Raw genomic sequence first — 23,463 nt, 5'->3', positions numbered from 1 at the left:
CACAAGTGCCAATTACAACATTTTTGTAAATTACTTTTTCATCTGACCACCCATGCATTTTGTGGGCTTTCATCCCCATTCAGATGCGGGTTGTTCAGCGATTTGAAGGCTTGCTGCCCTGTGCCCTGAGGGGCCCTCAGATTGTTCAAGCGCTCAACCATTGCCGGCAGTGGCTTTGGTCGAGCGCTCCACTCCGTGACCGTGCCATTGATGTGCTCCGGACCGTTGTAGACACCCATTGGACCTGTCACGCTTTGGTCCGGGTCTCCGTCCAAAGAGATGTCATGACAGGATCATGGAGAGATAGCCGCCAATCAATGCAAGCACGGTCGTGAGGGCATAGCTGACCGGATAGGGAACCGCAGCGACAGAGCTCTTGGATTCTTCCATGATTGCATTCAGGCCAGGGGTGCTGTTTCTGCCGCCTGTTGTCGCGCCGTCCGAAATCACAGAATTCAAGCCGAAAACTTTTACTCCGATCCAGAATGCGACGAGTGGGGGGATAAGCGCGCCTGCTGTCCCGATCAGCGCCAGCCATATGATTGTGTCGCCACCGAGGGCGGAAATCACCTTGGGACCCACATTGGCCGACAACACAGCCACAAAGGCGTTCAGTCCAAAGTCCTGAAGAAAACTACGCGCGCCTTCATGCACGGGGCCCCCGAAGTCTGGATTCCGGCTTCGAAAATAGCTGACGCCCACACCGGCCATGATCACGCCAGCGGAGGTGCCAAACGCAAATGGGATGCCGGAAATCGTGACGGTGATGATCCCCACCAAATAGCCTACCAGCATGGCAAGCGCGAGATAGAGCAGGTCAGACTTCATGGTTGGCAAAATTGCGCGCCCGCCAAGTTGTTTTGCAGCCGCTTTTAATGCCGCATCCGGACCTGTCAGGCGCAGCACATCGCCAAAATATACATCGCTGTCGGGGCCTAGGGGTAACTCGTTGCCAGCACGAAACAGGGCCTGAACCTCGACGCCGCCAGTGCCGTGGCTTTGCAGTTCAGCAATAGTCTTCCCCGAAACCGCATGTGAACCAATATGAACGTCGGCAACTTCCAAAGGCACATTACGGGCCAGCAGATTATCGGATTCAGGGCCGATGAGTTCGCGTTCATCAAAGATCAGATCATGCACATTGCTGCGGACGGTTACGATATCGCCTGCAACGATCACGGGATCACTGGCCAGATCCACGATCTGTTGATCACGCACCACGCGCAAAATCGGAACATGGGGGAAATCAGCAGCCAACTGCGAAATGCTGCGCCCCAGAAAACGATCGTGGGTCACGTTGAAGGCACGAAGGTCATAGGGGGACGGGCCCATCGTTAATGCACCAGGAGCCCCCGGTACCGGATGTATGGCACCGCCTGTGTATTCGGCTTCAGCCTGCTTTGCATCCGCTTCAGCATCATAGCCAAAGATACGGGGCAGGTAACGGATCAACAAGATGATACCCACAGTCGACAGCACGTAGCTGATTGCATATGCGGCGGCCATGTTTGCGCCGACTTCCTCGACGGTCATACCTTCAGGCGGCACGTAAGCGCCACTGGCCATTGCGCCTTGGCCGACGCCGAGGACTGCAGTGATCGTGTAGCTGCCCGAGATAAGTCCTGTCGCATACCCGGGGGCCAGGCCCATCAGTTTTGCCCCGAAATAGCAGATGACCCAATTCAGCGACCAGACGATCAGGCCAATCCCGACAAAGGCCAGCCCGCCTTTTCGCAGGCCGGAAAAGAACTGAGGGCCGACTTTCAAGCCGAGAGCGTACATAAACAGCAACAGCATGAAAGAGGACAGAATTCCGGGAATCGAATAGGTGATGCCATAAGCTGCTTCAGCGATCATCGACAGAACCACCCCCACAAGCAACGTGCCTGCGGTAGAGCCAAGAGAGATCGTCTTGAAGCTAAAGCTGCCGATCAGTGTACCAAGAGCCAGCGCAAGCAGCACATAAGCAATCGGTTGGTTGTCCAGAAGCTGAAAAAAGCCGTGAAGCCCGGCCTCGGTAACCGGTTCGATCTTGTCAAATATTTGTCCAATGACGCCTTCAGGCGTTGAGGTGGCCGCATCTTGTGCCGATGCCGGTCCGCCAACAAAAAGCAGTGGCAGTAAGGAGACTTGGGCAGCAGATTTCCCTGCTGCCCTCAAGAAACTTCGCAATTCAACCATGATGGAATCCCGGGCCTGCAGTGGTATTAGGTACCGGATTTTTGGACAAATGCTCGATTGCGCGTTTCATATCTTCGAGAAGAAGACCGGCCAGATCACGGCTGACTCCGTGGCGTATCAGAATGCGCTGAACGACCGTTTCCTGACGGTTTGACGGCAACGGGTAGGACGCAATCTGCCAACCGCGCATTCGCACCCTTTCGGACAGATCATAAAGCGTGAAGCCATGATCGCCATCTGTCAGCTTGTACGCAACAGCGGGAAGGCCACCATGACCATTATAGACCATTTCGAACGGCCCGATTTTCGCCAGTTCCGCTCCCAACCATTGAGCTGTATCTGCGCAGGTCTGCTGGATTGCAGTGTATCCTTCGCGGCCCAGCCGCAGGAAATTGTAATATTGCGCGATAATTTCACCGCCCGGGCGGGAGAAGTTCAGCGCGAATGTGGGCATATTGCCGCCTAGATAATCCACGTAGAAAATCAGATCTTCTGGCAGGTCCTCTTTTGAGGCCCAGATCACCCAGCCCACACCCAGCGGCGCCAACCCGTATTTGTGACCTGAGGCATTGATAGAACGCACGCGCGGTATTTTGAAATCCCACACGAGTTCGTGCTGGATGAAAGGCGCAATGAAGCCGCCCGATGCAGCATCGACATGGATCGGAATATCGAGCCCAAGATCGCGCTGCATTGAATCCAGCTCGCGTGCCAGGGCTTCGACGGGCTCGTAGATGCCGGTAAAGGTAACGCCCAATGTAGCCACCACACCGATGGTATTTTCATCGCAGTATTTGCGCAGGTCCTCTGGTTGGAGGCCAAGCGCATCGCCTTCCAGCCGCACCTCACGAATTTCGACATCGAAATACCGTGCGAATTTTTTCCAACAAATCTGCACCGGACCCGTGACGATATTGGGTTTGCTTGTGTCCTTGCCCTCGGCCTCGCGTCGCGCGCGCCATTTCCATTTGAACGCCAAGCCCCCCAACATGGCTGCTTCGCTTGAGCCTGTGGTTGAACAGCCCACAGTCTCCCATGATTTTTCCGCGTGCCACAGGTCCGCAAGGATGTGGACACAGCGATTTTCGATCTCGGCGGTCTGTGGGTATTCGTCTTTGTCGATCATGTTCTTGTCGACGGCGTCAGTCATCAACTGCTTAACTTCATCTTCAACCCAAGTTGTGCAAAACGTAGCCAAATTCTGACGCGCATTGCCGTCCAGCAATAATTCATCACGCACTAAAGAATAGGCGGCATGTGGTTCTGCGCCGCTGTTCGGCATGCGGTATTTTGGAAGGCTATTTCTAGATGCATCGGTTGCATAGATATCCTGTAAAGTGGATTGGTCCTTGAGATCAACTTTGTGGATAGGCATTTCGAGGGTCCTTTGATGGCGCCGATTCAGACTGAAGAAGGATTGATACGTGCGTTTGATATCGCTGCGCTATTCGCGTTAACTACGATACCTAATCGCGGATTAACGCTTCGTACCCTCAAAGGTATTGATCCAAATCAATTGCCAGGCAAATTGCCGCTTTTTTTCGGCAGGTCATTAGGGGATAAGCCAGCCGCTGAAAAACAGGGCTGACGCCAATTCCGGCCAGCCATCAAACGCGGCTTTAGCGTGTTGGCGCGCCAGTAATTTTAGAGCGCGCGTCCAGAGCGCTCGTCAGGTCATCGGGAATGACATCGACATATGTGCAGGCCCACAGGATGCGGGTTTCTTCATCGTTCAATGCGCGCAGGCCGTGTTTCAATGTGCTGTCAAAATACGTGCTGTCGCCGGTTTCCAGGATGACGGGCTGGTAATGCTCTACCGCAAGTTCCAGACGTCCTGACAGAACATAGATGAATTCCTCGCCTTCATGTGCGGACAGATCGCTCAGGCTCAAGGGTGCACGGTTTTCCACAAGGGTCACCAGTGGCACAATCTTTTTGCCGGTCAGCGCGTTGCACAGCGCTTCGTATTCGAAAAACTTTGTCCGGACCTTGCGCCCTTGGCCGGCGCGGGTGACGGTCATGCGGGTTGTCTGTTGTACCTCAGCATCCGAGGCAAATATCTGCTCGAGGCCAACACCGTAAACGCGGGCAATCCGCACAAGGTTTTCATAGCTGGGCGATGTTCGGCCGCTTTCGATCTTTTGAATGGTAGACAGGGCCAAACCGGATTTCTGGGCAGCGTATTCGAGGGTGAAGCCGTTTGTTGTCCGCAAGGATTTCATCCTCATGGCCAGATCATTGCGCAGCTCTATGCGGGTCGTTTCCCAGTCATCATCGGCCTGCGCGAGGTTTGATTTGCCGTCTGGTGCCATGGTCGAATGTCTCCGAAAAAGATGCCTGTCGGTGATAGACTGTAGGAAAGACAGGGCGCAATACGCGATTTATGCGCGGGCATTGTGGGTCGCCCTGTCTTTGCGGCGGTTAAAACCGCTGCATCAATAAAACACACCAGGTAGCCATGTTGCCAACCCCGGGAAGGTCAGTATCAGCGCAAGCACGATAATCTGGCATATGATAAAGGGGATCACGCCGACATACATCTGCTTTAGTGTCATGCTGTCCGGTGCGATGGACCTGAGGTAGAAAATCGAGGGTGCCATCGGCGGAGTCAGATAGCTGGTCTGGAGAGTGACCAGAAAGACGGTCGAGAACCAGAGCGGATCAATGCCGTAGGTGCGTAGGATGGGCATTGAAATTGTCATCATGATCAACACGATCGAAATCAGATCCATGGCAAATCCCATGATAAAGGTGATCCCCAGAATGACTGCCATGACGGACCATGGTTCAAGGCCGAGGCGGTCAATCAATCCGGTGGTCGCGCTCATTCCGCCCGACGCAAAGAAAACACCCGAGAACATGGAGCCAGCCAGCACGATGGCGAGGATCATCGCAGTGAGCGACACAGTTTTCAGTGAGGCTTCAAAAAGCAACTTGAGCGAAAAGCGGCCATAGAAAAGGGCCAGCAGGACAACGCCAGCCGAGCCGCAGGCAGCTGCTTCTGTCGGGGTTGCCAACCCGCCAAAGAGTGTGCCGAGCACGGTCAGGATAAGAAAGGCGGTGGGCAAAAGCGCTACGGCGGAAATGCGCAGCTTTTCGGCAAAGGTTTTGTCATCAGGTTCCAGATCTCTTGGGGCTACCTCTGGGCGAAGGGTTGCGACCCCTGTGATGTACAGGATGAACATTGCCGACATCATCAAGCCCGGCAGCAGGATCGCAGCGAGCAAATCACCAACCGGAAGGGCGGCGATCGGGGCAAGAATAATGACCGGAATAGACGGTGGAATCACGGTGCCCAAGGACCCGCCGCCACAGATTGTGCCAGCGACAAGCGAATTGGCGTAGCGCCGTTTCAGCATGGCGGGAATGGCCAACATCCCAACCAGCGTTTCAGTCGCCCCGACAACACCGCTTGCTGCGGCGAAAACGGTGCACATGATCAGTGCCGCGATCGCGAGGCCGCCGGGCAAACGGCGCGTCCACATGTAGATCGAGTCAAACAGCTTTTCGGCGATGCCGGCCTTTTCCAGAACTGCACCCATGAAGATGAACAGAGGGATCGCGCCCAACACATAGTTTGTCGCAACCTCGTCGACCTTTTGTGCCATCTGCAAAAACAAGATATCGCCGAACCGCATCCAGCCGAAAGCCAGTGTCGTCAGCATCATCGAAAATGCCACCGGGATACCTAAAAAGATAAGGGTCAAGAGGGCGGGAAACATCCAAAGTACATTGATGTCCATTATTTTGCTTCCTCGTTGGTTTCGGTCGCTCGCAGCGAGCATTGAAGGATTTTTGCGAATGACTGAAAGATCATCATCGTCATGCCGAGGACATAAATGACGCGGTAAGGCCAGATTTTCGGGTTCCAGGCGCTCAGCCCGCTGCCTTCTCCGGTCTCAAAGGCCCGCAGGGCGCTTTGTGCCAAAGCAAGCGTCAGGAAAATGAAAAACCCTGTCAGGACAAAATAGGCGATTGCATCAATGATGGCAGTCCAACGCTTTGGCAGGATATCATGCATGAAATCGACATTTACATGGGCATCAATACTGAGCGCATAGCTCATCCCCAGAAGGAAGATTGACCCCATCAGCATGTAACTTATCTCGAAGGCCCATTGCGTCGGGGCGTCGAATAGATACCGGCTGACCACCTCATATACCATCGCCACAACCAAGGGCATGACCAAAAAGGCCGCCAACCTGCCCGCCCAAAGGGAAAGCCGGGATATAGCGTTCGCGATTTGCGCCTGCTTGGGTTTCAGTTTTCGGGTTGGCTCTGGGGGCATCTGTTGGCTCCTGAACGGGAATTAAAATGAGAGCGAAGCCGCAAAGAGCGTGAACTGCTCTTTGCGGCGTCAGATTGTTTAGTGATCGCCGGGGGCAAACCGGAATTCGGTCAGGCCAGAGAGTGAGGCCAAGAAGGTGCTTTGGTCTTTGTAGACGCGGGCGAACCATTCGTTTTCAAGAGACTGTTCTTCGGCCCATTCCGCAGATGCAGCGGCCACAGCGTCGATCAGGCTGTCATCGACGATGACGATTTCTGCCTTACCCTCGGATTTGATCGTCTCATATGCTTTCAGGTCAAGATCGGCATATGCGAGGTAGGTTGTCTGAAGCATCCATTGGCCCGCAAGCTTCAGCAGCTCTTGATCTTGTTCGGGGATCTCGGCCCAAGCATCTTTGTTAAAGATGCAATCCATCATGGCACCGCGAGAATGCACACCGGGCAGCATCACGTAGGGCGCAATGGAATCGAACCCTTCTTGGACGTTTCCGCCCGGGCCACCCCATTCCACGGCGTCGACAACTTTACGTTCCAGCGCCGAAAATACCTCGGAGCCGGGCAAGACTACTGTGGAAACCCCCAGCTTTGGCGCGATTTCCGCCCAAGCCGACGAGGTGCGCAGTTTTAGCCCGTCAAGATCTTCGACCGTGCGGACGGGTTTGTGGGCGTGCATGAAAATCTCGGTTTCGGTCACGCCGCAGGGCACAGAAACAACATCAAATTTGTCCATCCGCCATTCTGCCAGCAACTCTGCGCCGTTCCCGTTGATCATCCACATCATGTATTCTTCGGGGTTGGGGCCACCGGGCCAGCTGCCGAACAATGCGCCGGTGCGGTCGATAGACCAGTCATAACCGCCCCAGCCATAGCCGGATTCAGCGATGCCCAATTTTACGGTTTCCGCAACTTTCAAAGCGGGGCCCAAGGCACCAGCAGGAAAGACGTTGATCTTGACCCGGCCGTCCGTGATTTTTTCGACGGTTTCGGCATAGCCTTGAATGCCAACATCATACCAATGCCCGCCTGCAAAGGGCGTAGCCATGTTCAGCTCGATCGTGTCAGCCATAGAGGCGACACCGCTTACTGCGGTTAGTGCAGCCGCGTAGATGAATTGTGATTTCTTCATGAATATCTCCTTGGGTTTCAGTATTGGTTCGGGGTTGCAAAAACAGGGGGCGCGGGAACGGTTTGGCCGATGTTAAATCGCGCCAGAAGCGAGCGCGCGCAGGCGGGTGAGTTGTGATATTTTTAAAGGAATTCCATGTGTTCGGCGCTCTGCGCACAGGCGGTGGCGTCGCAGGCCGGGCCGTGCATCAAAGCCGGCGTCTTCGAGCATTTTCATAAGGACGCTGGCCCGCGAAGGTAGTCCCCGCCCAAGCCCGCCAAATGACGGGTCGATCCCGATTATGATTTGTCCGGTCTTGGGGGTTTCGGCTCCGGGGTGGGTCGACCAGTCAAACTCGAACGAGAAATTCCCGCCGGATAATCCGGCTGTCAAAAGCTCGACCATCAACGAGATGGCGGACCCCTTGTGCCCGCCAAAGGGGACCAGAGCACCGCCATCCAGAATCGCATCAGGGTTGTTCGTGAGTTCACCGTTGCGATCTACGCCCGTGCCCGCAGGCAAGCTCCGGCCTTCTTTGGCGGCGATCTGGACGTCGCCATTTGCCATTGTTGTCGTGGCAAAGTCGAAAACGAGCGGCGGCTGGCCTTCCACGGGGGCGGCAAAGGCGATGGGGTTGGTGCCATAAACCGGTGTGCTGGCACCGTGCGGCACCGAACACGCAAAGCTGTTGACCATAGAGAGCGCGACCAGCCCGCTTTCCGCAAAGGGGAGAATGTCGGGCCACAGGGAAGAGAAGTGATGCGCGTTGCCAATAGCCAAAAGCGCGATCCCGTTGCTGCGGATTTTCTCAACAAACGCATCATGGGCGAGGGCCAGCGCCGGTTGTGCAAAGCCGTTGTTCGCATCGACGGCGATAAAGCCGGGTGCTTTGTCCTCTATGATCGGTACGGCTTTGCCATCGACCCAACCGCTGCGCAGGGTGTTGACGTAGCCCTCGATACGGAACACGCCGTGGCTTAACGACCCATCCCGTTCTGCGCCTGTGCAATTCTCGGCGAGTTGCCGTGCGACGACATCGCTACAACCATTCTGGACAAAGATTTCCTCCAGCAGTGCAATGAGTTCTTTCTCGCTGCTGTATTCGAATGCATCGCTCACGTTGTCTGGTCCGCTTATTTTAGTGACGTTCCAGAGATTGGTTGCATGGTTGTGGTGAGCAGCAAAAGAAAAAAGTGGTAATATTTTACCAAATACAGATCCTATTGGACTAAATTTGCGCCTGTGATTAATTTTTGACCATGCTGTGAGGTGCGGCAGGGGCAGGGCGCGAGGGTAAAGGCCGTATTGTGCCTTCTAAATGATATGATATAACATAACGATTAATGAAGCCTTCGAGAGAGCCCCAACAATGCCCCGAACCGACAAGCGTATCCCTGTAACATTGCTGACCGGATTCCTTGGCGCTGGCAAAACCACGATGTTGAACCAGATATTGGCCTCCGGCGGGGGGGCGCAGATTGCTGTCGTTGTGAATGAATTTGGCGAGGCTGGGCTGGATCATGACTTGATTGAGGCCGTCGACGAGGAAGTCGTGCTGATGCGGTCGGGCTGTCTGTGTTGTTCTATCCGTGGGGATTTGTCACGGACCCTGCAGGATCTGAGGGCGCGCAGGAAATCACGGCGGATCAGCTTTGACCGTGTCGTGATCGAAACCACAGGTCTTGCCGATCCCGGCCCTATTCTTCAGACTTTTTTAACCGATCCCTTTCTGGCTGGGAAATTCCGCGTTGACGGTGTGGTTACTGTCGCGGATGCGGCGAACGGGCCGGATACGCTCAATCAGCAGTTCGAAGCTGTGTCGCAGGTCGCAATGGCAGATCTGCTGGTGCTGAGTAAGACGGATTTGGTGTCGAAGCACGACAGGGCCACATTCGAGAGCAGGCTACGCTCGCTCAACCCGACGGCGCGTATTCTCACGGCCAAACGTGGCGTTGTTCAGACTGCATCGCTTTGGGGTCTTAGCGGGATGCGGCAGGCAGGAACGCCAGAACAGATCGTACCTTGGGTGACTCCAGCAGCAGCTGTCGACCCTTTGGCAAACCTTTCCGGTATTGCGCCGGAGAAAAGCCGCCTTTCTGCACCGCCTGTTCATACCCATGATGCGCGGATCGGTTCGGCGTCCATTGTTTTGGACCGTCCCATCCCGCCCAAGGATTTCGATCTTTGGCTGGACACGCTGATCCAATTACGAGGCGCTGACATCTTGCGGGTCAAGGGGATCGTTCACCTTGAGGGTATTGCTACCCCGTTTGTGTTTCACGGTGTGCAGCACCTGTTCGACCCGCCCATTCCGCTACGCAATTGGCCCGGTGGAGACCGCCAATCACGCATCGTCGTTATCGCGCGCGACATGACCAAACCGGAGCTGAACCGCAGCCTTGATATGCTGCGCGCCTCCCAGAGTGAGCGCTTACATGCCTCTTCCCTATAAGGAACTTATCAAATGACTGAAAAACTCCCTGTTACTGTCCTGTCCGGCTTTTTAGGTGCGGGTAAGACGACCCTGCTTAACCGGGTGCTGAACAACCGCGACGGGCGGCGCGTTGCCGTAATCGTCAATGACATGTCCGAGGTCAACATAGACGCCGACCTTGTGCGCGCGGACACAGAACTCAGCCGCACGGATGAAACATTGGTCGAGATGTCTAACGGTTGCATCTGTTGCACCCTGCGCGATGATCTGCTGGCCGAAGTGCGCAGATTGGCAGCAGAGGATCGGTTTGATTATTTGTTGATTGAATCCACCGGAATTTCGGAACCATTGCCCGTGGCGGCCACCTTTGATTTTCGCGATGAGGCGGGGCAAAGCCTGTCGGATGTATCTCGTCTAGATGCGATGGTGACCGTTGTGGATGCGGTGAACCTGCTCAAAGATTATTCCAGCCACGATTTTCTCAGCGACCGCGGCGAAACAATGGGCGAGGAGGATGAGCGCACCTTGGTGAACCTGCTGGTTGAACAGATCGAATTTGCGGACGTTGTAGTGCTGAACAAAGTGGACGATGCCAGCCCGGCCCAAGTCGAAGCAGCACGCCAGATCATCCGAAGCCTGAACGCAGACGCCCGCATCATCGAGACCAGCTTTTCCGATGTGCCGGCGAGCGCAATCTTGGACACAGGGCTGTTCGATTTTGAAAAAGCCCATGACCACCCGATGTGGGCCAAGGAGCTTTACGGTTTTGCCGATCACGTGCCCGAAACCGAAGAGTACGGCGTGGCCTCTTATGTGTACCGCGCGCGCAGGCCATTCGAGCCCGAGAAAATCATCTCTGTCTTGAATGGAGATCTGCCAGGGGTGATCCGCGCCAAAGGACATTTCTGGATCGCTACACGACCTGATTGGGTGGCTGAATTTTCGCTTGCAGGGGCATTGTCATCGATCAAGCCGCTGGGCACTTGGTGGGCATCGGTTCCCAAAGACCGCTGGCCCCCGCAGGACAGTGTTCAGGCTTATATGACCCAGCACTGGCAAGAGCCGTGGGGCGACCGTCGGCAAGAGATTGTTTTCATCGGTGCGAACATCGACTGGGCGGATATAAAATCGCGGTTGGACAATGCGCTTGTGCCAGACGCGCAGGCCGTATCGCCAGAGGCGTTGCCCGCGTTTTCTGATCCCTTTCCGGTCTGGCGCATGGCGAACCAAACCGCATGATCAAAGCCGCGAAGACCTGTGCGCCAGTTCGCTCAGGTCTTCGGAAATATCCGGTTAGGAATAGGATTAACCCAATTTAAATCACGTTGGTGCCACGCGACCGCCCATTTCTAGGACCAAATTCGGCTCAAACAAAACCACTGGTTTGAGTGGTGTATGAGTGCAGAGGGTTCAGGTAATGGCAACGATCAACGGCGGCGACACCGACGACAGCTTAAATGGGACAGCGGATTCCGACAACATCACCGGCGGTGCCGGTAATGACACGATTCAGGCCGGTGCAGGTGATGATGTCGTAGATGGCGGTTCTACGTCACTAACCAACACGGATCTGTTTCTTGACTGGACCGATGAAGGTGTCGACGGGGATAATATCGCTACCGGTTTCACTCAGGATACCGGTGGTATCAATGTTGCGGTAAGCTTTGAGAATGGCGGTACGGGCACGACGGCAACCGTCGAAGAGGATGCCCATTACGTTGATACGGATGAACCATTCGACCCGAATTCGGGGCTCGGGTTGCGGGGGAACGGTACGGGAACCGCCTGGACCACCGAATTGGGCTTTTCCGCTGTGGGCGGGTCTGGCCTTGCCGATGAGGTCGAAAATGTCTCGTTCCGGTTGCAGGATGTTGATCAGGGTGGTTGGCAGGATGTCCTGACCGTCAATGCCTATGATGCGGACGGCAATATGGTCTCTGTGACGCTGACTCCGGCGGGGGATGATACGGTCAGCGGTAACACCGTGACCGCGGGGCCCACATCAACCGGTGCGACGGATCCGCAAGGCTCGGTTCTTGTTTCTGTCGCGGGACCAGTTGCGCGGATCGAGATCATTTATGACAACGCAGGAACCGGTGGTCAGCTCCTTTATGTGAGCGATGTACATTTCGAAGCTGTACCCACCGACGAAGACACGATTTTTGGCGAAGATGGCAATGACAACCTGTCAGGGGGTTTTGGCAACGACCTCATTGACGGTGGCGCGGATGATGACACCATTGATGGCGGGTCTGGGAATGACACGCTCATCGGTGGTGATGGCCGTGACGTAGTTGCAGGCGGTGCGGGCAGCGATGATCTTTCTGGCGGATCAGGGGCCGATACGCTGGATGGCGGCGAGGGGAATGATACGCTTGCCGGCGATGTCGGCGCGGATGTCCTTACCGGTGGCGAAGGCGCTGACAGCCTGAGCGGCGGAAATGGTTTTGATACGCTGACAGGAGGCGAGGGCGCCGACGTACTTGATGGCGGTGCGGGCAATGACGTGTTCTTTGCCGGTGGCGGCGATACAGTCATTGGTGGCGAAAGCGGCACTGACACGAATGACGAATTGATCGTTGATGATGTGGCTGGGGTTACCTTCGACCCTGACAATAGTGAAAACGGCACCGTAACCTTCAATGATGGCTCCACCGCGGCTTTCACCGGGATCGAAACACTGACGGTCAATGGCGGTCCCGATGGCGTTGTTTCGGGCAGTGATAGTGCTGACCTGATTGACAGCAATTACGTCGACGAGAACCTCGAACAGATCGACAATAATGATGGAACCCTTGGCACGTCGGGTGATGAGGATAATGTTCAGGCCGGGCTGGGTGATGATACGGTCTATGCGGGGCAGGGCGATGATGTTGTATCGGGTGGCCCCGCCACGATCGGGACGGTATCGGAAAACCTGAGCTGGATTGCACAAGGGTCCGGCACGGATGTTTCGGGTGGCTTCACCCAGGACACCGGCGTCGCGAATATCACGGTGACGGTCACCGACGATGGCGGGCTAAGCCAAGCGGACATCGACAACTCGACGCAGTTCGTTGACACGGCAGCTGGCGAGGCCTTTGAGACAAATTCGGCTCTTGCGCTGGGCGGCAACGGTGCTGCGGATGTTGCTACGGTCAATTTCGCATCAGATGTGCCGCTTGATACGGTCAGCTTCCGGATCAACGATGTGGACAGCGCCAGCTGGCAAGACATCGTCACAGTGAATGCCTTTGATGCCGATGGCAATCCGGTCCCCGTGATCCTGACCGCTGCGGGTGATGAAACCATCACGGGTCAGACCGCTACAGGCGGGGCGGTAAACGACAATCAGGCCGATGCGAACGGTTCTGTTCTGGTCGAGATTGCCGGACCTGTCGCCAGCTTCGAAGTGGTCTATGAGAACGGTTCGACAGGTGGGCAGGTCGCCTACATCACCGATGTGCATTTCACAGCGAATGAGACCGACGATGATGTGATCCACGGGGATCAGGGTGACGACAGCCTTGATGGTGCGGCCGGTGATGATGTTATCTTCGGAGACCAGCTTGCCCTTGATCCGGCTGATTTCGCGTCAGGAACCTCTGGTGCGGCGACAAATGTGACCTTTGACAACCAGTCGCCCTATGCCGTCGAGCTGGCACAGATTGATGACACAGGCGCAGTTGTGTCGGTCATCACAATTCCGGCGGGTATGAGTTTCGCGCCCGCCTCCACGACCCAGACAAACTGGGTGCTTCTTGACCCGGACACTGGCGATATTCTCGAGCTTTACGAAGCACCTGCGGATGGCTCTACGCAGGTCTTTTCCAGCGCGGGCGAAGACACGCTGACAGGCGGTGCAGGCAACGATAGCTTGTCGGGGGATTGGGGCAACGACGTCATCAGCGGCGGCGAGGGAAATGATGCGGCCCGTGGCGGGTCCGGTGATGACACGATCAGCGGCGATGAGGGCGACGATAGGCTGGATGGTGGTTCAGGTAACGATAGCCTGTCGGGCGGTGCCGGATCAGACAGCTTGTCGGGTGGTGATGGCGATGACGCCCTGACAGGCGGCGATGGCCCTGACACGCTGGATGGTGGCGCGGGCAATGATACCATCGTTGCCAATGACAGCGCGACAGGCGGTGCCGCAGGCGCAACCGATCCTGCGTTTGGCGATCTTATCACCGGTGGCACGGGTGACGATGCAATCTTTGCCAACGGCTCTGATACCGTCGATGGCGGTGAGGATGCAGGCAATGGCGATACCGACACGCTTTTTGTCAGCGATGTTGCTTCGATCCAGTATCAGGATGCTGACGGGTCGGATGTCGCATTCGAAACCGAACAGGGTATTGTCACCTTCAATGACGGCTCAACCCTGAGCTTTAGCAATATTGAAAATGTCGTGGATCAGGCTTTGGACGGATACGTCGAAGGCACCACAAGCGACGACCTGATTGATAGTAGTTATACCGGCGATCCCGAAGGTGATTTTGTCGATGGGAATGACGAAATTCTAGCCGGTGAAGGGCCGCAGGACGACATTATTCTGGCGGGCGACGGCAATGATACGGTGCTTGGCGGTGCCGGTGATGATGAAATCTATGGGGATACCGCGGCCTTGCCGGGTACGGCTGACGGGACAGCTGGATCAGACCAAACGCCTTGGGTCTATGAATATTACGACCTCGACCCGAATGGCACGCCGGCGGACCTTGCTGATGCGGGCTTTACCGCTAATGGCGGGCGCGACAACACGGCAACACCGACAGAAACCGGCGTGGCAAGCTCGATCACGCCAAGCGACTATGACACGGAAGATGATTTTGCGCTCAAGTTCAGCAGTGAGTTGACGGTCACGACCGGTGGGACCTATACGTTTTCTACATCCTCTGATGATGGCTCAAAAGTATTCATCAATGGCGTCGAGGTTGTGGATAACGACGGTTTGCACGGCACGGCGACTGCGTCGGGGTCCATCACCTTGCCACCGGGCGAGCATCTGGTCGAAATCATCTATTTTGAAAACAATGGCGGCAATACCCTTAGCGGTACGATATCCGGCCCTGATACGGGCGACAGTGCTGTTGATCTGGCAAGCTATCCGGCCCTCACCCAGCCGGATCTGAACGATGGTGCCGGTGATGACAATCTTGATGGCCAAGCCGGTGATGACATCATTTTTGGCGAAGGCGGCGATGACGCTATTGAAGGGGGATCGGGTGCCGATACCATTGATGGTGGCGACGGCAACGATACAATTTTCGGGGACACTACGGATGGCTCGGCCGAGCCGGTTGTCGTCACAACCGAAGATTTTGAAGGCGGTGCCACCGGCTGGAGCGATAACGCAACGACGGATGGCGGCGCCAACTTTAGCGAATTTCTGGGACGGCTCGGCAATAGTGACGGAACAGAGGGCATCTCCAAGACGTTTTCGGTGGACCCGACAGCGGATTTCGCGATCTTTGAATTCGATTTCTATGAACTTGATAGCTGGGATGGTGGCGGGGACACTTTTTCCATCTTCATTGATGGTGAAGAAGTCTTCGTCGAAAGCTTTGATGACGCTGTTGCCGATGCCTATTCGACCACAGCCACCCTGTCCGATGGCCGTGAGGTCACAATCGAGGTGGGGGCAGGCGCGCCGTCCGACCTTGGGTTTTCGGGGAATGACGACGAAATCCACCCTGTTCGGGTCACGGTCGAGGCCCCGGGAGAGACTGTCACGCTTGGCTTTGGCGCGAACCTATCGGCGGATATCGACAATGAGAGCTATGGCATCGACAACCTTGTGGTCAGCACGGCCCAAGATAGCAGCAATGATGACGTCATCACCGGTGGCAGTGGTGCGGATGTCATTGACGGTGGTGCGGGTGCGGACACCATCAATGCCGGCGATGACGCTGACACGATTTTCATCGGGGCCGGAGACGTGGTCGATGGCGGCGAAGGTGGCGATGACAATGATACGCTGATCCTTGGCGATCGTGGCGCAACCGTCATCTTTGACGAGGATAACCTCGAAAACGGGAGTGTCATATTCTCGGATGGCTCGACAGCGACCTTCACCAACATCGAAAACATCGTGCCATGCTTTACCCCCGGTAGCAGGGTCGCCGTTCCGGGCGGTACTGTCGCCGTTGAGGATTTGCAGGTCGGACAATTGGTTGAAACCCGCGACAACGGCGCGCAAGCCGTGCGCTGGATCGGCAGGAAATTTGTCAGTGCCGATGAGCTAGAGCGTTCTCCTCATCTGCAGCCGATCGTGATCTGTCAGGACAGTATTGCGCCTGCGGTGCCGAACCGTGATATGCGGGTCTCGCCCCAGCATAGGATGCTGATCGAAAACAGCGCGACCCAGCTTTGGCTCGGAGAGGAAGAGGTGCTCGTTAAGGCCAAGGATATGGCTCATAAGCCGGGCATTGATCAGATGGATGGCAAAGGCAGTGTGACTTATATCCATGTCATGTTGGGCCAGCATGAAATCATGCTGGTGGATAACGCATGGACCGAAAGCTTCCAGCCCGGTGATGTCATTGCCTCTGATGCGGCTGGTGAGGTGTTCGAAGAGCTGCTGGCGTTATTTCCGGAACTGGAAACGCAAGAAGGCCGAGCAGATTATTCTGCGGCTAGATTGTCGGCCAAGCCCCATGAGGCACGGCTGGTCCTGTAAGGCACAAAGGCTCTGGCATAGTGCCGGGACCAAGCTGTCGTGTCGCAAATTGATCCGCTACGGCGCAGGAACCAGCAGGGTTACGCGGTCGGGTGCCATTTCTGCCATGACGATAGTGCCGTCTTGTTGAACGGCCAACCCGTGGGCATAGGTCGAAAAGCTCCGGCAGCGGCCGATCAGCTGGCCGTTTGGATCATAGGCGGACAGCCGCGGGGTCTGGTCGCTGACCAGCAGCGTGCCATCGGAACAAAGAGCAAGAGCCATAGGTTTGTGAAGCCCGTCAATTTGACCCAGCCAGTTGCCCTCGGCATCAAATTGCTGGATGCGGTTGTTCTCGCGGTCGGCTACGCAAAGCCTGCCTCGGGAGTCGAATATCAAACTATGGGGTGTCGAAAACTCTCCCGGCCCTGTCCCTGCTTGTCCGAATGATTTCAGGTGCCGCAGGTCAGAGTCGAAAATATGCACGGCGCTGTTTCCATAGCCGTCCGCGACATAATATCTAGCATCGGGTCCCCGCGCACAATCGCATGGATGGTTGAACGGGCGGCCCAAGGCAGGGCGTTCATTACAATGCAGGCGCGCGACTTCATTCATGCGCGCATCCAGAAGCACAATCTTGTGGCCATCCATGTCGCTGGCTGCCAATAGCCCGTCATCAATCGTGCGTAACCCGTGACCACACACAAACTGTGGCAAGTCCACGCTGTGGTTCAAGAGCGATCCGTCACGCGCGAGGGTAACCAGCTCGGGTGCCTGACGCCTGAGCACAACGATCCGGTCATCAAAGACACTGACATCGGTAATGCCGCTAAGCGCCGCATGGCTCACGTGCTTTACACGGTAGCGTTGTTGACCAAGTGTGACATAGGCCGCAGGCCGTGCCGGCTGATGTGGCGCGTTCACAATCTGCCTTGCAGGGCTTCGGCCATCCTGAGCAGTTTGGCGTCCTGTCCCGTGCTTGCTGTGATCATCAAACCCGCCCCGGGGTGGCTGGAAATCGGCAAGCTGACAGAGCAGCCGTCGATGAGATTGCCAAAGCTGGTGTTGCGCAATGCCAAAAGGTTGATCCGGTCATAGGTTGCGTCATCGTTTAAATCATCAAGCTTTGGAGGCATGATCGCGACAGTGGGCAGGACCAGCGGTGTGTCGCCAAATATCTGTGCGGCCTCGACGGTGAGTGCTTCCCGCGCTGCCAGAGTGCGGGAAAAGTCGATCGCCGAGAGGCCATCGGCCCGGGCCATGCGTGAGGCCACGCGTGGATCAAGGTCGCCATGGGCCTGATCGAAATAAGCGCCATGGTGGGCGCGCGATTCCACGGCCGAGAACTGCCAAACGGGGATGGTGCGATACTGCTCAAAGATATCAAGGCTCAACCGGCGTACTGAAATACCCGCAGCGCCCAGCTTGGCCAAGGCTGTCTCAAAGGCATCGGCCACCTCTGCGTCGAGATCGTCCAGACCAAAGTTTTCTGGCACAATGACGGCGCTGGGCATAGCCGCGTCAGCCAGGGGCGTGTCACGCAGCGTATTCAACACCGGTCTGAGGAGGCTTGCTTCCCGGGACATGATGCCAACGCTGTCCAGAGAATGTGAAAGAGCAACGGCCCCGTCGCGCGGAATTGTCTGTGCGGTGGGTTTGAACCCGTACAGCCCGCAAAACGCCGCCGGAATACGCGCCGAGCCGCCCGTATCTGTGCCAAGCGCCACATCGGCCACACCGCGCGCCACTGCCGAAGCCCCGCCAGAGGTGGATCCGCCTGCGATACATCCTGCGCGCAAGGGCGTGAGCGGTGTGCCGTAATGCGGGTTCAGCCCGAGGCCGGAATAGGCAAATTCGGTCATATTGGCATGCCCGATCAACCCCGCGCCGGATTGGCGCAAACGCTCAACGGCTGTGGCGTCCTGCGTCGCGGGCGCGGTATCTTTGCGCACGACAGAGCCTGCACGCGTTACATAGCCGCGCACATCAAACAAATCCTTCACCGCCACGTTCAGGCCGGACAATGGTCCTGTGTCGTTGACCTTGTCGGTGAAGGTGCAAGTGAAGGCAGGCGCTGTGGCGTTCGCGCGGGCGGTGTCCAGCAAGGATTGAGGTGTGTTTTCCATAGCGGGTGTTCTTTCAAAGGGTTTGTTGCACAAGCCAGGTCGCAATGCCCGGAAAAGCAGTGAGCAAAATAACGGCAAGCACGAGGATCATGAAGTAAGGCAAAACCATTTTGGTAATCACGAAGATGGAATTGCCGGTCAGTTTCTGGATGACAAAAAGGTTAAAACCCAAAGGCGGCGTGATTTGCGCCATTTCAACCACGATGATCAGGTAAATCCCGAACCATACCGGATCAATCCCGACCGCGATGACGGCAGGCATCACAACCGAAGTGGTGAGTACGACAATGGAAATCCCGTCCAGAAAACAGCCAAGCAGCACGAAGAAAACTGTTAGCACAGCAATCAGCCCCGGCGCGCCCAGCCCACTCGAAGAGATGAGCTCTGCCAACTGCCCCGGTAGGCCGGAAAAGCTCATGGCGGAGGTCAGGAAGGCGGCACCCAACAGGATAAGCCCGATCATCGCAGAGGTGCGGGTTGCGCCTAGCAGGGAGTCGATAAAGGTCTTTATGCTGAGCGAACGGCCAAATGCGGCAATGAGCAAAGCACCAGCTACACCAATGGCAGCGGCTTCGGTGGCGGTTGCGATACCGGCATAGATCGAACCGATAACTCCGATAATCAAACCCACAACGGGCAGCAACATCCGCAGCCGTGCGAGCCGCTGGGTAAATGATATCTTGGGTTCGGGGGCGGGAACTCCGTCGGGGTTCATTTTTGACCAGATGGCGATGTAGCCTGAAAACAATGCCATAAGCATCAGGCCGGGTACGACACCGGCGATAAACAGGCGGTTGATCGATACCTGCGCCGCGACACCATAGACAATCATCACGATGGATGGCGGGATCAAAAGGCCCAGCGTGCCGGACCCTGCAAGCGATCCGATGGCCAAACGGTCGGCATAGCCGCGCGATTTGAGCTCGGGCAACGAGATGCGGCCAACGGTGGCTGTCGTGGCTGCAGAAGACCCCGATACAGCCGCGAAAATCCCGCAGCCGATGACGTTCACATGAGCAAGACCCCCCGGCAGACGCCCGACCCAAGGGGCAAGGCCAGAGAAGAGATCTTCGGCTAGGCGGGTGCGGTAGAGAATTTCACCCATCCAGATAAACAAGGGCAAGGCCGTCAAGGTCCAGCTGGCGGAATGGGCCCACATGGTTGTGCCCAAAATCGCATCCACGGGGGTGGAGGTGAAGACCGTGAAGATAACGACAGCACTGGCCAAAAGCGCGACGCCTACCCAGATGCCCAGTCCCAGCAGGATCAGCAAGGTGACGATAAGTGTGGCGGATTGTAAAATGATATCCATGTTCATTCTCCGCGCGTTTGATCGTCGGTATTGGCAATTTCGACCGGCAGGCCAAGGATCAGGCGTAGCGTGCGTTCGGCAAAGGCTACCGCAAACAGAACAGCGCCAAAGGCCATAGGTGCCTGAGGGATCCAGAGAGGCACGGCAATGATGCCTTGGCTGACGTCATCGTAGGTCCAGCTTTCGTGGACATAGCCAAAGATGGCCCAAGCCACCCATGCCATCATCAGCGTTGCAAAACCTGCCGCCAGAATATCGCAAATATGGCCCGGCTTTTCAGGCATCAACTGACGTAGCGACGTCACACGGATATGATCGCCGTGCATCAAAGCAGCAGGTAGCGCGAGAAAGATCGAGGCACTTAACCCCCAAGCGGCAAAATCATCAGCAGAGGGAATTTGGCTCCCCAAAAGGCGCATACCAATCTGCGACAGGATCAGCACGACAATCCCCAGCAACGAAAGCGCAGCCAATGCGCCACAAAAATTAAACAGATGACGGGTCAGCAACATGGGGGGCGCTCCAATTTAAAGGAAATCGGCCGAGGTGCGACCACCTCGACCTTTTTTGTGAAACGGCCCAAGCGTATCACCGCTTGGGCCGGTCCGGATCACTTCATTGCGTCGACGATCTTTTGGCCATCTTCGCCTGCCTGCTCGAGCCACTCGGCCTGCATTGTGGATGAGATTGCGTCGAAATCGGTCGCAAGCCCGGCTGGCGTTGGCAGTACTTTCATGCCGTTATCGGCCATGGTGCTTGTGGCTTCGCCTGTTGCCGTTTCAGCCATTTCAAAGCCGCGGGTCTCGGCCAGTTTAGCGGCCTCTTTGACTGCGGTTTGCACCTCGGAGGACAGAGCGTCAAAAGCGCCTTTGTTCACGATCACCATGTTTTTGGGCAAAAATGCCTGCACATCGTAGTAGTGTGAAACAAAATCCCACGCTTGGCTGTCCACGCCTGTCGAGGGGGATGTAATCATGCCGTTGATAACACCGGTCGAGAATGCCTGACTGATTTCCGACGAAGCGATTGTGGCCGGTACGGCGCCCAAAAGCTCGGCCAGACGTGCGGTTGAGGGGTTGTAGGCGCGGAATTTTACGCCATCAAAGGATGTCGCGTCGGTGACTTCCTTATTCATGTAGATGCCCTGCGGTGGCCAAGGCGCCGCATAGAGCAGCACAAGCCCGTCTTCGGCCAGCTTTTCCTCATAGATAGGACGTGACGCTTCCCACAGGGTGCGGGCCTCATCAAAATTGGTGGCCAAAAGTGGTACGGCATCCGCGGAATAGGCTGGGTCTTCGTTGCCGAGTGCGGAAATCAGCACTTCGCCGATGGGCACGATACCGCGTTGGACACCGCGTTTGACTTCGGCACGTTTGAGTAGGACCGAGTTGGAAACCACGTCGATTTCCAGCTCGCCTTCGGACAGGCGCGCCACGTCGTCGGCAAAGGCACGGATGTTTTTGGTCAGATAGTTGCCGTCCGGCGCATCGGTGGACATCTTCCATGTCTCGGCATGGGCAAGGCCCGCAGACAGGGCGGCAATGGCGGTTCCGATAAGTAGTTTTTTCATTTTAGTCTCTCCTTGTTGGGTCGTTTATTAATGTGCTGCGTTTTTCGCAGGTTTTGTGGTGGGTGGTTTAACCTTCGAGCGGTGGCAGGTCGTTTTCATCCAGCGCCCACATCAGGCGGAATGTTTCGGCCTCGCGCACAGCGCTGCCCAGTTTCTCTTTCAGATCGCGCAAGGTGGCTTCAGCAATCGGTTCCGATGCCAGATCGACAGCAATACAAGGAGCCAGAACACGGCCTTGGGTGCTTTCTGAGGGGAGGGGAGTTGATAGAGCTTCGTCGGGGATCATACTGTGCACACGTAGGACGCCATCATTGGTCACTGTTTCGGATAGTAAGCCTGCAATTGCGTCGGCGTCCATGGAGTCGGGAACCAATTCGATCAGAACCAATGCGCCACCCCAGCCAAAGCCGCCTTCTTGTGCAACATGCATGACGCGGCGGCGGGTGTTGGACATGCGGCCAAAGTTCGTCACCGACCATTGGGTTTGTTTGGTAAAGGCCTTGCGGTAGGCGTCGGACGTGAAATCGGCAAGGCTGCTGGCGCGGTACAGCGCAAGGTAGCGGCGCGCAGAGCCGGAAACCGCACGGTAGCGGCGTGCACCTGTGAAACCGGGAATGCGCACACGCTCTTCCATGTGTTCGCGGTCATACCACTGATTGAAATCGGTTTCATGGTCCGGGTCGATATCGCTCCAGACGAATAGTTGCGCTTGGTCTGTGGTGCGGATTTTGGTCATTGTAGATCCTCATCTGGGTGCAGGCCCGTTGCGCAGATGGTGGTATCTTTAATCGGCGTGTGGGGGCTGTCGATTGTGGTCAGGGCACAGTCAGACAGAAGTTGTCTTTGCACAAACGGGATTATTCAGGAGGGGGTGATCGGGTTTTCCGATCATGCGGCGCGTTCCGGCTTAACCGGGGTGCTGATGGCGTTGTGCGCAATCCTTTGCCAGCTCGGCAATCGCCTTATAGGTCGCCGCATCCGAGCTGCGCCGCCAGATGCAGAACATGGGAAGCGGCGGCAGGTCTGCATCCACGTCCAGCTCGTATAACCCCGGTCCCGCCAGATCGCAGGCAAGGGGCAGGGTTGCTATCCCCAGACCGCGTTCGGTCAGGCGGGCAATTGCAGCCATTGACGTGATGCAATGCACAATCGAAGGCCGCAGGCCGCGTTCATTGAAAAGTGCCAGAACATTGGTGTGCGGGCGCGAATTGCGGGTGAAGGTGATCAAAGGTCCGCTGGCAACGTCACTCAGCGAAAGCGCTTCGCCGCGCATCCCTTCGGGGCCAAACCAACCCATTGCCAAGGGCGGAAGCTCTGCGCAGATGCAGGTTTCGTCATAGCGGTCATCGGTGGTCAGCAACATGTCCAGATTGCCGCGCTCGAATGCGGTGGCAATGTTGGGGGTGGGTTCGACAGTCAGCTCCAGTTCCAGCCGCGGGAAACTGCGCGCGACCTCTTCGATCAGGTCGCAGAGCCACGTGTGAACGACAGAAGACACAAGCCCCAAGCGGACTCTGCCCGCCGCATGGGTGGGGTCAGACAAGCTGTTGCGCATCTTGCGTTCGGTGGCCAGCATGTCTTGGGCTTTTTCGAGAATAAGCGCGCCGGCCACTGTAATGCGGGTTGCGTGAAACTCCCGGTCGAACAGATCAACGCGCAATTCGGTTTCCAGTGACGATATCCGGCTCGATACCGTTGCTTGGCTGATATTCAACTGCTCGGCAGCCGCACGGAAACTTCCCAAGCTGGCGACCGTAACAAAGGTTTCTAGAAATCGCGTGTTCACGGGCTGTTCAATCTTACCAGTC

General features: G+C 56.4%; 18 protein-coding genes. 4 read left to right on the top strand and 14 right to left on the bottom strand.

Annotated elements, in window-relative coordinates:
- Positions 1-282: 282 nt before the first annotated feature.
- Both ABJM03_RS07485 and ABJM03_RS07480 read right to left on the bottom strand, forming a co-directional pair.
- The gene (locus tag ABJM03_RS07485; protein ID WP_348416779.1) at positions 283-2,181 is read right to left on the bottom strand and encodes a transporter; all 1,899 of its coding nucleotides are present in this window, start codon (positions 2,179-2,181) and stop codon (positions 283-285) included.
- The gene (locus ABJM03_RS07480) at positions 2,174-3,556 is read right to left on the bottom strand and encodes a glutamate decarboxylase (protein WP_348416778.1); all 1,383 of its coding nucleotides are present in this window, start codon (positions 3,554-3,556) and stop codon (positions 2,174-2,176) included. The genes ABJM03_RS07485 and ABJM03_RS07480 overlap by 8 nt, the downstream gene beginning before the upstream one ends.
- 15 nt (positions 3,557-3,571) lie before the next feature.
- On the opposite strand from ABJM03_RS07480, the gene ABJM03_RS07475 reads away from it, so the two are divergent.
- Positions 3,572-3,769 (top strand): hypothetical protein, encoded by a 198-nt coding sequence (locus ABJM03_RS07475; RefSeq protein WP_348416777.1) that lies wholly within the window; start codon positions 3,572-3,574, stop codon positions 3,767-3,769.
- Positions 3,770-3,800: 31 nt separating this feature from the next.
- On the opposite strand, the gene ABJM03_RS07470 is transcribed toward ABJM03_RS07475, so the two are convergent.
- The 5 genes from ABJM03_RS07470 to ABJM03_RS07450 form a co-directional block, all read right to left on the bottom strand.
- A complete protein-coding gene (locus ABJM03_RS07470; RefSeq protein ID WP_348416776.1) occupies positions 3,801-4,493 on the bottom strand; it encodes an XRE family transcriptional regulator in 693 nt (230 codons plus the stop codon).
- A 123-nt stretch (positions 4,494-4,616) separates the two neighbouring features.
- On the bottom strand, positions 4,617-5,924 hold the full coding sequence (locus tag ABJM03_RS07465; RefSeq protein ID WP_348416775.1) for a TRAP transporter large permease subunit: 1,308 nt from the start codon (positions 5,922-5,924) through the stop codon (positions 4,617-4,619).
- Positions 5,924-6,469, bottom strand: coding sequence for a TRAP transporter small permease subunit (locus ABJM03_RS07460; RefSeq protein WP_348416774.1), 546 nt, complete (start codon positions 6,467-6,469; stop codon positions 5,924-5,926). The genes ABJM03_RS07465 and ABJM03_RS07460 overlap by 1 nt, the downstream gene beginning before the upstream one ends.
- Before the next feature lie 78 nt (positions 6,470-6,547).
- Entirely contained in the window at positions 6,548-7,594 is a 1,047-nt protein-coding gene (gene dctP, locus ABJM03_RS07455) for a TRAP transporter substrate-binding protein DctP (protein WP_348416773.1), read from the bottom strand.
- 72 nt (positions 7,595-7,666) lie between these two features.
- Positions 7,667-8,692, bottom strand: a complete 1,026-nt coding sequence (locus ABJM03_RS07450; RefSeq protein ID WP_348416772.1) for an Ldh family oxidoreductase — start codon at positions 8,690-8,692, stop codon at positions 7,667-7,669.
- 250 nt (positions 8,693-8,942) lie between these two features.
- Here ABJM03_RS07450 and ABJM03_RS07445 point away from each other — a divergent pair, with 250 nt between their 5' ends.
- From ABJM03_RS07445 to ABJM03_RS07435, 3 genes are all read left to right on the top strand, one after another.
- Positions 8,943-10,025 carry a GTP-binding protein gene (locus ABJM03_RS07445; RefSeq protein WP_348416771.1) on the top strand — a complete coding sequence of 361 codons (1,083 nt, stop codon included), beginning with the start codon at positions 8,943-8,945 and terminating at the stop codon, positions 10,023-10,025.
- Positions 10,026-10,037: 12 nt separating this feature from the next.
- Positions 10,038-11,246 carry a GTP-binding protein gene (locus tag ABJM03_RS07440; protein WP_348416770.1) on the top strand — a complete coding sequence of 403 codons (1,209 nt, stop codon included), beginning with the start codon at positions 10,038-10,040 and terminating at the stop codon, positions 11,244-11,246.
- A gap of 178 nt (positions 11,247-11,424) precedes the next feature.
- Complete coding sequence (locus ABJM03_RS07435) at positions 11,425-16,668, top strand: Hint domain-containing protein (protein WP_348416769.1); 5,244 nt, start codon at positions 11,425-11,427, stop codon at positions 16,666-16,668.
- 57 nt (positions 16,669-16,725) lie between these two features.
- Here ABJM03_RS07435 and ABJM03_RS07430 read toward each other — a convergent pair whose 3' ends face one another.
- From ABJM03_RS07430 to ABJM03_RS07400, 7 genes are all read right to left on the bottom strand, one after another.
- Entirely contained in the window at positions 16,726-17,571 is an 846-nt protein-coding gene (locus ABJM03_RS07430) for a 6-bladed beta-propeller (RefSeq protein ID WP_348416768.1), read from the bottom strand.
- Complete coding sequence (locus ABJM03_RS07425) at positions 17,568-18,773, bottom strand: amidase family protein (protein ID WP_348416767.1); 1,206 nt, start codon at positions 18,771-18,773, stop codon at positions 17,568-17,570. Before ABJM03_RS07425 ends, ABJM03_RS07430 begins: the two co-directional genes overlap by 4 nt.
- 13 nt (positions 18,774-18,786) lie before the next feature.
- Entirely contained in the window at positions 18,787-20,085 is a 1,299-nt protein-coding gene (locus tag ABJM03_RS07420) for a TRAP transporter large permease subunit (protein ID WP_348416766.1), read from the bottom strand.
- Between the two features lie 2 nt (positions 20,086-20,087).
- On the bottom strand, positions 20,088-20,597 hold the full coding sequence (locus tag ABJM03_RS07415) for a TRAP transporter small permease (protein ID WP_348416765.1): 510 nt from the start codon (positions 20,595-20,597) through the stop codon (positions 20,088-20,090).
- Positions 20,598-20,695: 98 nt separating this feature from the next.
- A complete protein-coding gene (locus ABJM03_RS07410; protein ID WP_348416764.1) occupies positions 20,696-21,655 on the bottom strand; it encodes a TRAP transporter substrate-binding protein in 960 nt (319 codons plus the stop codon).
- A 67-nt stretch (positions 21,656-21,722) separates the two neighbouring features.
- Entirely contained in the window at positions 21,723-22,391 is a 669-nt protein-coding gene (locus ABJM03_RS07405) for a hypothetical protein (RefSeq protein WP_348416763.1), read from the bottom strand.
- Positions 22,392-22,562: 171 nt separating this feature from the next.
- A complete protein-coding gene (locus ABJM03_RS07400; RefSeq protein WP_348416762.1) occupies positions 22,563-23,441 on the bottom strand; it encodes a LysR family transcriptional regulator in 879 nt (292 codons plus the stop codon).
- Between the last annotated feature and the right edge of the window lie 22 nt (positions 23,442-23,463).

It is taken from the genome of Sulfitobacter sp. (genome assembly GCF_039977885.1).
In the GTDB taxonomy this organism is placed as follows: Bacteria; Pseudomonadota; Alphaproteobacteria; order Rhodobacterales; family Rhodobacteraceae; genus Sulfitobacter.
Note: the sequence above shows the minus strand (reverse complement) of the source record. Positions and strands in the feature narration are given on the sequence as shown.

Excerpts from the sequence above, each read along its gene's own strand:
- dctP (WP_348416773.1), bottom strand. The coding sequence starts at position 7,594 with ATGAAGAAATCACAATTCATCTACGCGGCTGCACTAACCGCAGTAAGC.
- ABJM03_RS07415 (WP_348416765.1), bottom strand. The coding sequence starts at position 20,597 with ATGTTGCTGACCCGTCATCTGTTTAATTTTTGTGGCGCATTGGCTGCG.
- ABJM03_RS07425 (WP_348416767.1), bottom strand. The coding sequence starts at position 18,773 with ATGGAAAACACACCTCAATCCTTGCTGGACACCGCCCGCGCGAACGCC.
- ABJM03_RS07460 (WP_348416774.1), bottom strand. The coding sequence starts at position 6,469 with ATGCCCCCAGAGCCAACCCGAAAACTGAAACCCAAGCAGGCGCAAATC.
- ABJM03_RS07485 (WP_348416779.1), bottom strand. The coding sequence starts at position 2,181 with ATGGTTGAATTGCGAAGTTTCTTGAGGGCAGCAGGGAAATCTGCTGCC.
- ABJM03_RS07435 (WP_348416769.1), top strand. The coding sequence starts at position 11,425 with ATGGCAACGATCAACGGCGGCGACACCGACGACAGCTTAAATGGGACA.
- ABJM03_RS07470 (WP_348416776.1), bottom strand. The coding sequence starts at position 4,493 with ATGGCACCAGACGGCAAATCAAACCTCGCGCAGGCCGATGATGACTGG.
- ABJM03_RS07405 (WP_348416763.1), bottom strand. The coding sequence starts at position 22,391 with ATGACCAAAATCCGCACCACAGACCAAGCGCAACTATTCGTCTGGAGC.
- ABJM03_RS07440 (WP_348416770.1), top strand. The coding sequence starts at position 10,038 with ATGACTGAAAAACTCCCTGTTACTGTCCTGTCCGGCTTTTTAGGTGCG.
- ABJM03_RS07410 (WP_348416764.1), bottom strand. The coding sequence starts at position 21,655 with ATGAAAAAACTACTTATCGGAACCGCCATTGCCGCCCTGTCTGCGGGC.
- ABJM03_RS07420 (WP_348416766.1), bottom strand. The coding sequence starts at position 20,085 with ATGGATATCATTTTACAATCCGCCACACTTATCGTCACCTTGCTGATC.
- ABJM03_RS07475 (WP_348416777.1), top strand. The coding sequence starts at position 3,572 with ATGGCGCCGATTCAGACTGAAGAAGGATTGATACGTGCGTTTGATATC.
- ABJM03_RS07480 (WP_348416778.1), bottom strand. The coding sequence starts at position 3,556 with ATGCCTATCCACAAAGTTGATCTCAAGGACCAATCCACTTTACAGGAT.
- ABJM03_RS07465 (WP_348416775.1), bottom strand. The coding sequence starts at position 5,924 with ATGGACATCAATGTACTTTGGATGTTTCCCGCCCTCTTGACCCTTATC.
- ABJM03_RS07445 (WP_348416771.1), top strand. The coding sequence starts at position 8,943 with ATGCCCCGAACCGACAAGCGTATCCCTGTAACATTGCTGACCGGATTC.